The sequence below is a fragment of the Bradyrhizobium sp. WCU1 genome (assembly GCF_053474805.1).
This window is the reverse complement of record NZ_CM130280.1, coordinates 539532-552785: the sequence shown is the minus strand read 5'-3', so window position 1 is coordinate 552785 and position 13254 is coordinate 539532. Positions and strand designations below refer to the sequence as shown.

Genomic DNA, 13254 nt, shown 5'->3' with positions numbered 1-13254 from the left:
TGTCCTTCGAAAGTCTAGGCGGGGATGGGGTGAGCGGCGCCGACACCGAGCTCAGCGAGCAGGTCGGTGCGCGCGATCGATGCTCGGCCACGACCGGCCGTGCGATGCTCGAACGCGATCCGGCCGTCGCGCATCACCAGGATGCGGTCAGCGAGCGCGATCGCCTCGTCGACATCGTGAGTCACCAGGAGAACGCCGGGCCGATGGGTGGCGACCAGCTCGCGGACGAGGTCGTGCATGCGGATGCGGGTCAGCGCATCGAGTGCGGCGAAGGGTTCGTCGAGCAGCAGGAGTTCAGGCTCCTGCACCAGCGCGCGGGCCAGGGCGACGCGCTGTGCCTGCCCGCCGGACAGGTTCCGCGGCCAGTCGTCGAGCCGGTCGCCGAGGCCGACTTCGGCGAGCGCCGTCGCGGCGCGATCGCGCGGATTGCTGACCTGCAAGCCGAGCGCAACGTTGCGCCACAGGCTGTCCCACGGCAGCAGTCGGTGCTCCTGGAACACGACCGCGGGCCGCCGGGGCGCTGCGATGCGTCCGCCGTCGACCGGATCGAGTCCGGCGAGCGCGCGCAGCAGCGTGGTCTTGCCGCAACCGCTCTCGCCGAGCAGGGCGACGAACTCGCCGCGCTCGATGCGCAGATTGAGGTTTTCGATCACGATACGATTGCCGTAGGCGCGGCGGAGATTTGTCACCACCACGGCCGGCGAGGCCGCGGTAAGGGCAGGGACGACGTGCAGGGTCATCGCGCGCTCCCGTAGTTCGGATGCCAGGCCAACAGCCGCCGCTCGAGAGTTCGCGCGATGCCGTCCGCGGCAACCCCGATCAGCGCGTAGATGACGATCGTCAGCACGATCACATCGGTGCGCAGGAACTCACGTGCATCCATCGCAAGGAAGCCGATGCCGGATTGGGCACCGATGGTTTCGGCCACCACCAGCGCCAGCCATGCGGTGGCGAGCGCGTAGCGTACGCCGGTCAGGATCGAGGGCAATGCGCCCGGCAGAACGATCCGGCGGATCAGCTCCAGCGTGCCGAGGCCCTGGACCCGGCCGAGCTCGACCAGCTTCGGATCGACCTGCCGGATTCCCAGCGTGGTGTTGATGTAGATCGGAAAGGTGACGCCGAGCGCGACGAGGAAGATCTTTTCGGCTTCACCAACGCCGAGCCAGACGATGACCAGCGGCAGCGCGGCGAGGAATGGAATGGCGCGGATCATCTGGACGCTGCGGTCGATCGCGGCCTCGGCGATCCGCGAGAAGCCGACCAGGGTGCCGAGCGCGAAGCCGACGGTGCCACCGATCGCGAAACCCGCGGCTGCCCGCAACAGGCTGATGCCGAGGTCGTTCAGCAGACTTCCGGAGGCCACCAGCTTGAATGCGGTCCGCACGACTTTGCTCGGGGCCGGCAGCACCTGCGGCGACAGCCATCCGGCCTGTGCCAGGAGCTCCCAGACGACGAGCAGCGCGACCGGTGCAAGCCATGACAGGAGCTGCAAGCCGCGACGGCCGATTTCGAACCGGCGCGCCGGTGCAGAGGCGGCGACAATGTCGTCCCGCGATGTGGTGTCGAAGGCAACCGGCGAAGCGGTTTGTTCGAGGTTGCTCAAGATGAATTCGTCCTGTTTCACCGCTGCGCGCGATCGTCCGTGATCGTGCGTGGCGCATGTCGTCGCTCACGCGATCGGCCTGGTGTTGCCGTCTCGCATGAAGCACTCGTTGATACACTCAAACTGTCCCACGATTTTTTGCCAACAGAAATAGAGCGGTTTTTCAATTGTCGTTCGTTCCGGAGTGTTTCTCGGTTATCCGCATGCAGGACACGGCAAGGAAAATCTTTTGATCCGCGGCTGCTTGATCTCACGTGCTACCCGGCGCGACAACGACGTGAAGAGTCGCAGGAGAGACAGCAAATGACGACACGACCGCTCCGCTTTGGCATCTGGGCGCTGGTGCATGGTTCTCGCGCCGCCTATCAGGATCCCGAAGAGCCCTATGATGCGTCCTGGGAACGCAATCGTGACCTCGTGCTCGCGGCGGAACGGCTCGGCTACGACTCGACGCTGATTGCGCAGCACACGATCAATCCGCATCAGGAAGACCTCGATCAGCTCGAAGCGTGGAGTGCGGCAGCGGCGCTTGCGGCGCTGACCAGCCGGATCGAGATCATCGCGGCAATCAAGCCCTATCTCTATCATCCGGTCGTGCTCGCCAAGCTCGCGCTCGGCATCGAGAACATCAGTCGCGGCCGGTTTGCGATCAATCTGGTCAATGCCTGGAATCGTCCCGAGCTCGACAAGGCCGGCATCGGCTTCGCCGAGCACGACGCCCGCTACGCTTACGGACGCGAGTGGATTACGGTGGTGTCACGCCTGATGCAGGGCGAGCGGCTGACTTACAAGGGCGAGCATTTCGACGTGCAGGATTATGCGCTGCGGCCCTCCAGTCTCTATCGGTCGCGGCCGGTGATCTATGTCGGCGGCGAATCGGAGCCGGCGCGGGCGCTGGTCGCCGATCACGGCGATGTCTGGTTCATCAACGGCCAGCCGCTCGACGATGTCGCCGGCTTGATCGCCGATGTTGCGAGCCGGTCGCGAGCGGGCGCGCCGCTGCGCTTCGGCCTGTCCGCCTTTGTCGTTGCGCGCGAGACACAGGCCGAGGCTCAAGCCGCGTATGAGCGGCTGCTCGCCCTGTCGAAGAAGGATGCGCCGATCAAGGCGATCCAGAAGCAGAACACCGACCCAAAGGTCGTGATGATGCAGACCATGCAGAAGTCGGCGCGGGTCGGCAGCAATGGCGGGACCGCCGCGGGGCTGGTCGGCAGCTACGAGGAAGTGGCGACTCGGATCAAGGCGTTTCACGCTGCCGGCATCGAGTTGTTCATGCTGCAGTTCCAGCCGTTCGAGGCCGAGATGGAGCGCTTTGCAAGGGAGGTCATCCCGCGCGTCCGCGAATGGGCGCCGGTTGCGACCGCCGGCGCTCCGGCCCACGCGGTTGCGCGGTGATTGCGTCAGGCGCTGGCGGAGGCCACCTCCCGACGCGCGAAGCGGCTCACCGGGCGCGGCAATCCTAGATGATCGCGCAGGGTGGTGCCGGCGTAGTCGCGTCGGAACAGCCCGCGCTGTTGCAGGATCGGCACCACTGTGTCGACGAAGACCTCGAGCCCCGTCGGCAGCACGTCCGGCATCAGGTTGAATCCGTCGGCGGCGCCCGCCTTGAACCAGGCCTCGATGTCGTCGGCGATCTGCTCCGGGGTGCCGACGATGATCCGGTGGCCGACGCCGCCGCCGAGTGCGCGCAGCAACTGGCGGACCGTGAGATTGCCGCGCCGGGCCAGCGCCACGGTTCCCTGAAACATGGTGTGATTGGCATTGGCCGGCAGCGGCAGATCCGGCAGCGGCTTGTCGAGCTCGAGAATGGCCGGATCGACCTGCAAAGTGCCGGCAAGCCGGGCAAGGCTGTATTCGATCGGAACCAGCTCCCAGAGCTCATCCTGGCGCCGCTTGGCTTCGGCCTCGGTGCTGCCGATGACGGTGGCGAGTCCCGGCAGGATCACGATGGAATCACCGCTGCGGCCATAAGCTGCGGCGCGCGTCCGCAGATCGCGTGCGTAGGCCGCGCCTTCGTCGATGGTCTGCGCCAGCGTGAACACGGCTTCGGCCTGTGCGGCGGCGAGGTCGCGGCCGTCGCTGGAGCCGCCGGCCTGCACCGTGACCGGGCGTCCCTGCGGCGAACGCGGGACGTTGAGCGGACCGGCGACGCTGTAATGCGCGCCGCGATGCGCGATCGGATGCACTTTCGAAGTGTCGACGAAGCGTGCGGTCGCCTTGTCCCCGACAAAGGCGTCGTCCTCCCAGCTGTCCCACAGCGCATGCACGACCTCGGCGAACTCCTTGGCGCGGTCGTAGCGCGCCTTGTGCTCCAGCACATTGGCGAGGCCGAAATTGCGGCTCGCCGCGGCGTCGGCGGTGGTCACCGCATTCCAGCCGGCCCGGCCGCCGCTCGCCAGATCCAGCGTCGCGAAGCGGCGGGCGATGTTGTAGGGCTCGTTGTAGGTCGTCGACGCGGTCGCGATCAGGCCGATATGGGTCGTGGCCGCCGCGACTGTGGCGAGCACGATGGTCGGCTCCATCGACATGAACGAGCGATAGTCGATGCGGTCGGTGATCGCCGGCGTGTCGGCGAGGAAGATGGCGTCGAGCTTGCCGCGCTCGGCGATTCTCGCCACGCGCACGTAGTGGCCGACGTCAAAGCAGGCGCGGGGATCGCTGTCCGGCAATCGCCACGCCGACGCATAGACGCCGGAATGCAGCAGGTTCACATTGAGGTGGAGTTGACGATGGGACATGGCGGCCATGGGCTTGGATGCTCTCCGTCACGAGATATCGCCCTGGCGCGTAAGAGGAAATGAGCGGCGGCCACCCGCGTGCAAAAAGAAATATTCGCCTCTGTTGAAGTTCCCGGCGCATCGTCGGGTGCCGGAGCTGACGGCAGACATGAAACATCCGTCGTGCGGCAATACAAATCTTCTTCGGCTGCGGATGCCGGGGAAAACTTCGTCCAACTCTGCACAAATATCTGCAATTGCCTGCAGTGCTTGCTCGCGCAACGATGTTGCCGAGATGCGGGCCGCGTTCGAGTCCGCCGGAGACATGAAGCATGACGATCCAGCCCAACCGCGCCGAGCGGGTGCATGCACCGACCGGATCGGTGGAGTTCGACGCCGACGTCCTGGTGCTGGGCGGCGGCCCGGCGGGGACCTGGGCTGCGGTCAGTGCCGCCGAGCGCGGCGCGCGCGTGGTGCTGGCCGACAAGGGCTTTTGCGGCACATCGGGCGCGACCGCCGCGGCCGGAACCGGCGTCTGGTATGTCGATCCCGATCCGGCGCTGCGCGAGGCAGCGATGGCCAACCGCGAGAAGCTCGGCGGTCATCTGCAGGATCGCCGCTGGATGGCGCGCGTGCTTGACCGCACCTATCAGCAAAGCAATCGCCTGGCCGATTGGGGCTATCCCTATCCGGTCGACGACAGCGGCAAGTCGCAGCGCAACTCGCTGCAGGGCCCGGAATATATGCGCCTGATGCGCAAGCGCACCAAGCAGGCCGGCGTCACCATCCTCGATCACAGCCCGGCGCTGGAATTGCTGGTGGACGACGCCGGGGCGGTCGCCGGTGCGAGCGGCGTGCGCCGGCAGAAGGACGATCGCTGGACGGTTCGCGCCAAGGCCGTCGTGATCGCGACCGGCGGCTGCGCATTCCTGAGCAAGACGCTCGGATCGAACGTACTGACCGGCGACGGTTACCTGATGGCCGCGGAGGTCGGTGCCGAGTTCAGCAGCATGGAGTTTTCCAACCCCTATGCGATCTCGGCAGCGTTCGGCTCGGTCACCAAGACGCTGTTCTACGGCTGGGCGACCTTCACTCATGATGACGGCAGCGTCGTTCCCGGCGCGGCGTCGAAGGGCGGACGGTCGGCGATCGCACGCGCGTTGCTTGAGGGGCCGGTCTATGCCCGGCTCGACAAGGCCGATGACGATGTGCAGCGGCAGATGCGCGTCTCGCAGCCGAACTTCTTCCTGCCGTTCGACCGCACCGGCATCGATCCATTCAACGATCGCTTTCCGATCACCTTGCGCCTGGAAGGGACGGTCCGCGGTACCGGCGGTCTGCGCATCGTGGATGACAGCTGCGCCACCAGCGTGGCCGGGCTCTATGCGGCCGGGGACGCGGCGACACGCGAACTGATCTGCGGCGGCTTCACCGGCGGAGGCAGCCATAACGCGGCCTGGGCGATGTCGTCGGGCAGCTGGGCGGGGCAGGGTGCCGCCGACTACGCCCGACAATTCGGTCCGACAGGCCGGCGGAAGCTGTCGCCATCGGGAACGATCGCGTTTCGCAGCCGGTCGCGGCGGGCGTTCGAGCCGGCTGCCTTGGCGAAGGCGGTCCAGAGAGAAGTGTTCCCGTATGAGCTGAACTATTTCCGGGAGGCTTCGCGGCTTGAGGGGGCGCTGGCGCGGCTCGATGGGGCCTGGCTCGACGTCTCGGAGGCGGACGCCGCCTCCAGGGCCGATCTGTTGCGGGCCCGCGAAGGCGCCGCGATGCTGGCAACCGCGCGGCTGATGTATCGCAGCGCGCTGGCGCGCCAGGAAAGCCGCGGCATGCATCGCCGCGACGATTTCCCCGAGCAGGACGATCGCCAGCGGCATTACGTGACGAGCGGCGGCCTCGACGAGGTCTGGACCTCGGTCCGGCCGCATGCGGACGCGGCCTATGCGGAGGCTGCGGAATGATCGAAGTCATCGATGCCGCCAGTTGCACGTCCTGCGACATCTGCGTCAACGTCTGCCCGACCAACGTGTTCGACAAGACCGACGGAGTTCCGGTGATTGCCCGGCAGAGCGATTGCCAGACCTGCTTTCTCTGCGAGCTTTACTGTCCCGAGGATGCGCTCTATGTATCGCCTTTCGCCGATCAGGCCCAGGCGATCGACCTCGTCGCGCTCAGGCAAACCGACGCGATGGGGAGCTATCGGCGGGCTGTCGGCTGGACCGACGGTACGCGGGATCGCCGCGGCGACGACCGCAGTTACCTTCTCTTTGGTCATTGAGTCCGCGACTCCGACCGACCAAAGCCATTCGAATTGGACGACTGAATGAACGTGCATCAATCGCTGACGGCGGTGCAACCCGTCGAGACGCCGCCTATCGCATCTGCTCCGATCGAGCGCGATACGATGGTGCGGTTCGAGTCCGTTTCGAAGATCTATCCGGCCTACCGCGATAAGCCGAGCGTGCAGGCGCTGGCCGGAATCGACTTTGCCATACCGCGCGGATCGATCACCGGCGTGATCGGTCGCTCCGGCGCCGGAAAATCGAGCCTGGTGCGGCTGATCAACGGGCTGGAGAAGCCGTCGGCCGGACGGGTCGTCGTCGACGGCCGCGACATCTCAGGGCTTGCCGGCCGCGAGCTGCGGCTGGCGCAGCGCTCGATCGGCATGATCTTCCAGCATTTCAACCTGCTGTCGTCACGCACGGCGGCGGACAATATCGCCTTGCCGCTCGAGATCGCCGGCTGGTCGAGAGCCGAGATCGCGGCCCGCGTGGAGGAACTGCTGGAGCTCGTCGGCATCGCCGACAAATACGACCGCTATCCGTCCGAACTGTCCGGCGGCCAGAAGCAGCGCATCGGCATCGCCCGTGCGCTGGCGACGCGGCCGAATGTGCTGCTCTCGGATGAGGCGACCTCGGCGCTCGATCCGCAGACCACCCGTGCGATCCTCGACCTGCTTGCCAACATCAATCGCGAGCTCGGCGTGACGATCGTCCTGATCACCCACGAAATGTCGGTGGTGCGGCAGCTTGCCAAGGAGGTCGTGGTGATCGACGCCGGCGAGATTGTCGAGCGCGGCCATGTTGCCGACATCTTCACCCATCCCAGCCATCCGGTCACGCAGGCCTTCCTTTCGGAAGTGGTCGGCGACAGCGTTCCGGTATCGCTGGCGAGCCGCCTGGTGGCACAACCGATCGCCGGCGGACGGGCCGTCATCCGCCTGCAGGTCCGCGGCAGCGATGCCGGCGATACGATTGTTGCGCGGCTGGCGCGCGAGCTGTCGATCGACGTCGCGCTGCTGTCGGCGCGGATCGACGAGATCGGCGGCCAGCACGTCGGTTCGTTGACGATCGGCATTCCCGGCGGCGAGGCCGCGGTCAAGCAGGCCGTGGCCTATCTGTCTCAGCACAACTTCCCGGTGGAGCGGCTCGGCTATGTCGCGTGAACTCATCAATCTGATCATCCAGGCGACCGGCGAGAGCCTGTTCATGGTGTCGGTCGCCGCATTGCTCGCGACCGTCTTCGGTCTGCCGATCGGGATCTTCCTGGCAACCAGCCGCAAGGGGGAGCTGTTCGCGGCGCCCGCCGTCAACAGCATCCTCGGGATGGTTGTGAACGCGACCCGCTCGACGCCGTTCATCATCCTGGTCGTTGCGATCATTCCGTTCACGCGCCTGATCGCGGGCACCTCGATCGGCTCGGGCGCGGCGATCGTGCCGCTGACCATCGCGGCGACGCCGTTCATTGCGCGCCTGGTCGAGGGCGCGATCCGCGAAGTCGATGGCGGCCTGATCGAAACGGCATCGTCGTTCGGCGCCAGTCCGCTGCAGATCGTGTTCAAGGTGTTGATCCCGGAGGCGTTGCCCGGTCTGGTGCTGGCCTTGACGCTCGCGGTCGTCAGCCTGCTCGGCTACTCCGCGATGGTCGGTGCCGTCGGCGGCGGCGGCCTCGGCGATCTCGGCATCCGCTACGGCTATCAGCGCTTCATGCCGGAGATGATGCTGGCCGTCGTCGTGGTGCTGATCGCGCTGGTGCAGACCGTGCAGACCGCCGGCGATTATCTGGCGCGCCGGGTCAATCGCCGGCTGCGTCATCGCTGACGCATCACCACTACGCCACCTGTTTTGCCTATCTCACGGAGACCAAGATGTCGTTTCGTTCTGTTGTCACGCTCGCGAGCGCCCTCGCTGTCTGGTCGGCAGCGGCCGCCGCTGAAACGATCAAGATCGGCGTGACGCCGGGCCCGCACGCCCAGATTCTCGAGGCAGTGAAGCCGATCGCCGCAAAGGGCGGGCTCGACATCCAGCTCATCGAGTTCTCCGACTATGTCGTGCCCAATGCCGCGCTCGATGCCGGCGATATCCAGGCCAATTCGTTCCAGAACCAGCCTTATCTCGACAACCAGAAGGCCGATCGTGGCTACAAGATCGAGTCGGTAGGGCTGACGGTCAACTTTCCGATCGGCGTCTATTCGAAGAAGCACAAGGCCTGGGCCGATATTCCCGATGGCGGCAAGGTCTCGATCCCGAACGATCCGACCAATGGCGGCCGTGTGCTGTTGCTGCTGCGTGACAAGGGCGTGATCAAGCTGAAGGATGGGGTCGGCTTCAAGCCGTCGGTCGTCGACATCACGGAAAATCCCAAGAAGCTCAGATTCGTCGAGGTCGACGCAGCCCAGGCGCCTCGCGCGCTGGACGATGTCGATGCCGCCGCGATCAACACCAACTATGCGACCCAGGCCGGACTCGATCCCGTGAAGGACCCGATCCTGCGTGAGGATCCGAAGGGGCCGTACGTCAATCTGATCGCGGTGCGCAGCACCGACAAGGACAAGCCGTGGGTCAAGACCCTGGTGGACAGCTACCGCTCGCCGGAGGTCAAGGAGTTCGTCCTGACCAAGTTCAAGGGCGCGGTGCTGCCGAGCTGGTAACGGCCGATCCTGCGGCTAGGAGACATTCATGCGCATCTTGCTGGCCGCAATCGCTGCGGCGACTCTCTTGATCGGCCCGGGCAGGGCCGAGACCATCCGGGTCGGCGTGACAGCCGGCCCGCACGCCGAGGTCCTCGACGTCGTGAAGAAGGTGGCCGCCGGCCATGGACTCGATATCAAGGTCGTGGAGTTCACCGACTATGTGATTCCGAACCAGGCCTTGGCGCTGAAAGATATCGAGGCGAATTCGTTCCAGCACGAGCCGTATCTGAAGAACCAGATCTCCAAGACCGGGTGGAAGATCGTCAAGGTCGCCAACACGATTGCGTCGCCACAGGGCGTCTACTCGCTGAAGTACAAGAAGCTCACCGACCTGCCGGAAGGGGCGCGGGTGGCGATCGCCAACGATCCGTCCAACGGCGCGCGGGGCCTGATGATCCTCGCCCTTCACGGGATCATCAAGCTGAAGGATCCGAGTAGCGTCGCTTCGACGATCGCTGACATCACCGACAACCCCAGGAAGCTGCGCTTCGTCGAGCTGGACGCTGCACAGCTGCCGCGGTCGCTGCAGGATGTCGACCTGGTGTCGATCAACAACAACTACGCGGTTCAGGCCGGCCTCAATCCCGCCGCGGATGCCATCGCGCGCGAGGCGGCGGACGGTCCGTGGGTCAACATCATTGCGGTGCGCGAAGAGGACAAGGACAAGCCCTGGGTCAAGCAGCTCGTCGATGCCTATCACTCCGACGAAGTGAAGGCGTTCCTCGACAAGCGCTTCAAGGGCACCTACATCGCGACCTGGTAAGGCGCGGCTGACGAGCCGCCGATGGACTGCCGTGCAATTTACTCGGCGGCGTCGGCGTGGCCGGCCTTGGCGGGCGCGCGGCGATAGCCCGCGCCCGGATGCGTGACGTGAAGCCGCGGCCCGCGTCCGGGGAATAGCTTCTCGCGCAGCGTGCCCTCGCGGTATGCGGTCTTGTAGACGCCGCGCGATTGCAGCTCCGGCACCACCAGATCGACAAATCCATCGAGTGATTCCGGTGCGACCAGACGGAACAGATTGAAGCCGTCGATGTCGGTTTCATCCGCCCAGTTGATCAACTCGTCCGCGACATCCTGGGGTGAACCGACCACGAAGGGCGAACGCGCGCCGATCCGGCTGAGGGTCGCGAGGTCGCCGACCCTGACCGGGCGATCGCTCCGCACCGTGAAATTCTCGACCATCGACTGGATCGCGTTGCTCTCGACATATTGCACGGCCTGGTCGGGGCGATAGGTCGAGAAGTCGATCCCGGTCCAGCCGGAGAGCAGGGCGAGTTGTCCGGTCTGGTCGACATGCGCTGCGTACTCCGCGAGCAGATCGTTGGCCTCCGCACGCGTCGGGGCGACGATGACGGTCGCGCCTGCAAACAAGCGGATATCGTAGGGATCGCGGCCGAATTCCTTTGCCGCATCCCTGATGTCGCGAACGGCGCGGGCGAGGATCGGCCTGGTTTGGCCGTTGAGGAAGATCGCCTCCGCATGTCGCGCCGCGAAGGCGCGACCGCGCTTCGAGGTTCCGGCCTGATACAACAGCGGCGTACGCTGCGGCGACGGCTCCGCCAGATGAATGCCGTCGACCTTGTAGTGACGCCCATCATGCCGGACAGGGTGGATCCTGGACGGGTCCGTGAAGATGCGCGCGGCACGGTCGCGGCGGACGGCGCCGTCCTCCCAGCTGCCTTCCCACAATTGATAGGTCGCCGCGAGGAATTCCTCGGCCGCCTCGTAGCGCTCGTCATGTGCCCGGTTCGCGTCGAGCCCCATTCCGCGTGCGCCGCTGTCGAGATAGCCGGTGACGATGTTCCAGGCGATCCGCCCGCCGGTGAGGTGATCGAGCGTCGAGAAGCGCCGGGCGAACTGGTACGGATGCTCGTAGGTGAGGTTGGACGTGATGCCGAAGCCGAGATGCTTCGTCACCAGCGCCATGGCCGAAACAAGCAGGGTCGGCTCGGCGTTCGGCAGCTGCACTGCATGGCGCAGCGCGGTCTCGGGGCTGTTGTCATAGACGTCATAGACGCCGAACACGTCGGCCAGGAAAATGCCGTCGAGCAGGCCGCGCTCCGCCGTCCTCGCATAGTTCACCCAGTAGTCCAACGAATTGTAGTCGAGCGATGTGTCGCGCGGATGCGACCACAGCCCGGCCCAATTGTGACTCGGGGCCATCATGTTGAAGGCGTTGAAGCGGAGTTCGCGGGATCTGGCCATCGACCTGGTTCGTCTCGTTAAGAAGTTGTCCGTCAGGTCTATCATCTCGGCGGCGCGACTTGATTTTGAAATGCCTGGGGAGCGGGTGAAAATCCTGCTGCGCCTTGGTCAGACGTAGAACGTTTCCTTTCGCGGTTCGGTTCGCGTCGCCCCGCAACGCGTGAATCCGAGCGGAAATCGCGGTTCGCAATGCACCCGCAGGGACGATCTGTGATCGGCCGGCGTCGGTTGCCGTCGCGTCGCACACAAAAAAAATCGATTGCGAGCTCCACGTCGCCCGAAAGATTCCAGATGCGTCATCAGGTTGTGACAGCACGCCCATCGCTATTTTTCCGGACATCTCGACAGCGACAAAGCGGCTGCGCATCCTTTGCCGACTTGTCACGCTGGGATCACGAACTTCAGGAGATTTCGAAATGCCGGTCGAAACCAAGAACGTCGAGACGCTCGCTTTGCACGGCGGTTCCTATCGTTCGGATCCGACAACCGGCGCGGTCGCCGTGCCGATCTACCAGACGACGTCATTCCAGTTCGAGAATGCCGACCACGCATCGCGGCTGTTCGCGCTTGAGGCGATCGGCCAGATCTACACGCGGATCAAGAATCCGACCGCCGATGCGTTCGAGGAGAGGTTGGCGGCGCTCGAGGGCGGTGCTGCGGCGCTGGCCGTCGCATCGGGGCAGACCGCCTCGGCCTTTGCCATTTTCAACATCGCGCAAGCCGGCGACAACATCGTGTCCTCGACTGATCTCTATGGCGGAACCTGGACGTTGCTGTCGCAGACCCTGAAGCAGTTCGGCATAGAAGTCCGCTTCGTCGATCCTGCCGACCCGGAGAATTTCCGCCGTGCCACCGATGCGAAGACCAGGGCCTATTTCGCCGAGACGCTGCCCAACCCGAAGCTCAACGTGTTTCCGATCAAGGAGGTCGCCGACATCGGCCGCTCGCTCGGCGTGCCTCTGATCCTCGACAACACGGCAGCCCCGATCATCGCCCGGCCGTTCGAGCACGGCGCCGCGGTCGTGGTCTATTCGACGACGAAATACATCGGCGGCCACGGCACGTCGATCGGCGGCGCGATCATCGACGGTGGCAATTTCGACTGGGCGGCTCACGCCGAGCGCTTCCCGTTGCTGACCCAGCCGGACGAGGCCTATCACGGCGCGGTCTGGACCGAGGCGGCCAAGCCGTTCGGTCCGATCGCCTATATTCTGCGCGCCCGGGTCAAGCTGCTGCGCGACCTCGGCGCCGCGATCGCGCCGCAAAATGCCTTCCAGTTCATCCAGGGCATCGAGACGTTGCCGCTGCGGATTCGGCAGCACAACGAGAATGCAATCAAGGTTGCCGACTTCCTCGCCAAGCACCCGTCGATCTCGACGGTGATCTTCCCGGGCCTGCAGAGCGGAGAGAACCGGCGCCGCGCCGACGCCTATCTGAAGGGCGGTTACGGCGCGCTGGTCGGCTTCGAGCTCAAGGGCGGTGTCGAGGCCGGTCGCCGCTTCATCGATGCGCTGAAACTGTTCTACCACGTCGCCAATATCGGTGACGCGCGGTCGCTGGCGATCCATCCGGCGTCCACCACTCATCAGCAGCTCAGCGCCCAGGAACAGCTCGCCGCCGGTGTGACGCCCGGCTACGTCAGGCTGTCGGTCGGGATCGAGCATCCCGACGATATCCTGGCCGATCTCATCCAGGCGCTGGCGCAGGCGGATGCAGGCAGCACCCGCAAGGCGGCCTGATCGGAAACTCCAACAAGA

Annotated in this window: 12 protein-coding genes; 8 read left to right on the top strand and 4 right to left on the bottom strand. The window is 65.4% G+C overall.

What is annotated here, in order from left to right; genetic code table 11:
- Positions 1-14 precede the first annotated feature (14 nt).
- Both ACTUWL_RS02675 and ACTUWL_RS02670 read right to left on the bottom strand, forming a co-directional pair.
- Positions 15-740, bottom strand: coding sequence for an ABC transporter ATP-binding protein (locus ACTUWL_RS02675; RefSeq protein WP_021082367.1), 726 nt, complete (start codon positions 738-740; stop codon positions 15-17).
- On the bottom strand, positions 737-1543 hold the full coding sequence (locus tag ACTUWL_RS02670; RefSeq protein WP_106940257.1) for an ABC transporter permease subunit: 807 nt from the start codon (positions 1541-1543) through the stop codon (positions 737-739). The genes ACTUWL_RS02675 and ACTUWL_RS02670 overlap by 4 nt, the downstream gene beginning before the upstream one ends.
- Before the next feature lie 363 nt (positions 1544-1906).
- On the opposite strand from ACTUWL_RS02670, the gene ACTUWL_RS02665 reads away from it, so the two are divergent.
- Positions 1907-2998 carry an LLM class flavin-dependent oxidoreductase gene (locus ACTUWL_RS02665; protein ID WP_021082365.1) on the top strand — a complete coding sequence of 364 codons (1092 nt, stop codon included), beginning with the start codon at positions 1907-1909 and terminating at the stop codon, positions 2996-2998.
- 5 nt (positions 2999-3003) lie between these two features.
- Here ACTUWL_RS02665 and ACTUWL_RS02660 read toward each other — a convergent pair whose 3' ends face one another.
- Positions 3004-4341, bottom strand: coding sequence for an LLM class flavin-dependent oxidoreductase (locus ACTUWL_RS02660; RefSeq protein WP_035653614.1), 1338 nt, complete (start codon positions 4339-4341; stop codon positions 3004-3006).
- A gap of 311 nt (positions 4342-4652) precedes the next feature.
- Between ACTUWL_RS02660 and ACTUWL_RS02655 the strand changes: the two genes are divergently transcribed.
- Genes ACTUWL_RS02655 through ACTUWL_RS02630 form a run of 6 tightly spaced genes read left to right on the top strand, consistent with a single transcriptional unit; the run spans position 4653 to position 10055 of the window.
- Entirely contained in the window at positions 4653-6281 is a 1629-nt protein-coding gene (locus ACTUWL_RS02655) for an FAD-dependent oxidoreductase (RefSeq protein ID WP_021082363.1), read from the top strand.
- Positions 6278-6598 (top strand): 4Fe-4S dicluster domain-containing protein, encoded by a 321-nt coding sequence (locus ACTUWL_RS02650; protein ID WP_021082362.1) that lies wholly within the window; start codon positions 6278-6280, stop codon positions 6596-6598. The genes ACTUWL_RS02655 and ACTUWL_RS02650 overlap by 4 nt, the downstream gene beginning before the upstream one ends.
- 45 nt (positions 6599-6643) lie before the next feature.
- Positions 6644-7765 (top strand): methionine ABC transporter ATP-binding protein, encoded by a 1122-nt coding sequence (locus ACTUWL_RS02645; RefSeq protein ID WP_021082361.1) that lies wholly within the window; start codon positions 6644-6646, stop codon positions 7763-7765.
- The gene (locus ACTUWL_RS02640; RefSeq protein WP_021082360.1) at positions 7755-8420 is read left to right on the top strand and encodes a methionine ABC transporter permease; all 666 of its coding nucleotides are present in this window, start codon (positions 7755-7757) and stop codon (positions 8418-8420) included. Before ACTUWL_RS02645 ends, ACTUWL_RS02640 begins: the two co-directional genes overlap by 11 nt.
- A gap of 47 nt (positions 8421-8467) precedes the next feature.
- Positions 8468-9250 (top strand): MetQ/NlpA family ABC transporter substrate-binding protein, encoded by a 783-nt coding sequence (locus ACTUWL_RS02635; protein ID WP_021082359.1) that lies wholly within the window; start codon positions 8468-8470, stop codon positions 9248-9250.
- A 28-nt stretch (positions 9251-9278) separates the two neighbouring features.
- A complete protein-coding gene (locus ACTUWL_RS02630) occupies positions 9279-10055 on the top strand; it encodes a MetQ/NlpA family ABC transporter substrate-binding protein (protein ID WP_021082358.1) in 777 nt (258 codons plus the stop codon).
- A 38-nt stretch (positions 10056-10093) separates the two neighbouring features.
- Here ACTUWL_RS02630 and ACTUWL_RS02625 read toward each other — a convergent pair whose 3' ends face one another.
- A complete protein-coding gene (locus tag ACTUWL_RS02625; RefSeq protein ID WP_021082357.1) occupies positions 10094-11497 on the bottom strand; it encodes an LLM class flavin-dependent oxidoreductase in 1404 nt (467 codons plus the stop codon).
- A gap of 416 nt (positions 11498-11913) precedes the next feature.
- Here ACTUWL_RS02625 and ACTUWL_RS02620 point away from each other — a divergent pair, with 416 nt between their 5' ends.
- Positions 11914-13236, top strand: a complete 1323-nt coding sequence (locus ACTUWL_RS02620) for an O-acetylhomoserine aminocarboxypropyltransferase/cysteine synthase family protein (protein WP_021082356.1) — start codon at positions 11914-11916, stop codon at positions 13234-13236.
- Positions 13237-13254 lie beyond the last annotated feature (18 nt).

Bases quoted from the DNA above. Each gene is read 5' to 3' on its own strand.
- ACTUWL_RS02675 (WP_021082367.1), bottom strand. From the start codon at position 740: ATGACCCTGCACGTCGTCCCTGCCCTTACCGCGGCCTCGCCGGCCGTG.
- ACTUWL_RS02665 (WP_021082365.1), top strand. From the start codon at position 1,907: ATGACGACACGACCGCTCCGCTTTGGCATCTGGGCGCTGGTGCATGGT.
- ACTUWL_RS02660 (WP_035653614.1), bottom strand. From the start codon at position 4,341: ATGTCCCATCGTCAACTCCACCTCAATGTGAACCTGCTGCATTCCGGC.
- ACTUWL_RS02655 (WP_021082363.1), top strand. From the start codon at position 4,653: ATGACGATCCAGCCCAACCGCGCCGAGCGGGTGCATGCACCGACCGGA.
- ACTUWL_RS02650 (WP_021082362.1), top strand. From the start codon at position 6,278: ATGATCGAAGTCATCGATGCCGCCAGTTGCACGTCCTGCGACATCTGC.
- ACTUWL_RS02645 (WP_021082361.1), top strand. From the start codon at position 6,644: ATGAACGTGCATCAATCGCTGACGGCGGTGCAACCCGTCGAGACGCCG.
- ACTUWL_RS02640 (WP_021082360.1), top strand. From the start codon at position 7,755: ATGTCGCGTGAACTCATCAATCTGATCATCCAGGCGACCGGCGAGAGC.
- ACTUWL_RS02635 (WP_021082359.1), top strand. From the start codon at position 8,468: ATGTCGTTTCGTTCTGTTGTCACGCTCGCGAGCGCCCTCGCTGTCTGG.
- ACTUWL_RS02630 (WP_021082358.1), top strand. From the start codon at position 9,279: ATGCGCATCTTGCTGGCCGCAATCGCTGCGGCGACTCTCTTGATCGGC.
- ACTUWL_RS02625 (WP_021082357.1), bottom strand. From the start codon at position 11,497: ATGGCCAGATCCCGCGAACTCCGCTTCAACGCCTTCAACATGATGGCC.
- ACTUWL_RS02620 (WP_021082356.1), top strand. From the start codon at position 11,914: ATGCCGGTCGAAACCAAGAACGTCGAGACGCTCGCTTTGCACGGCGGT.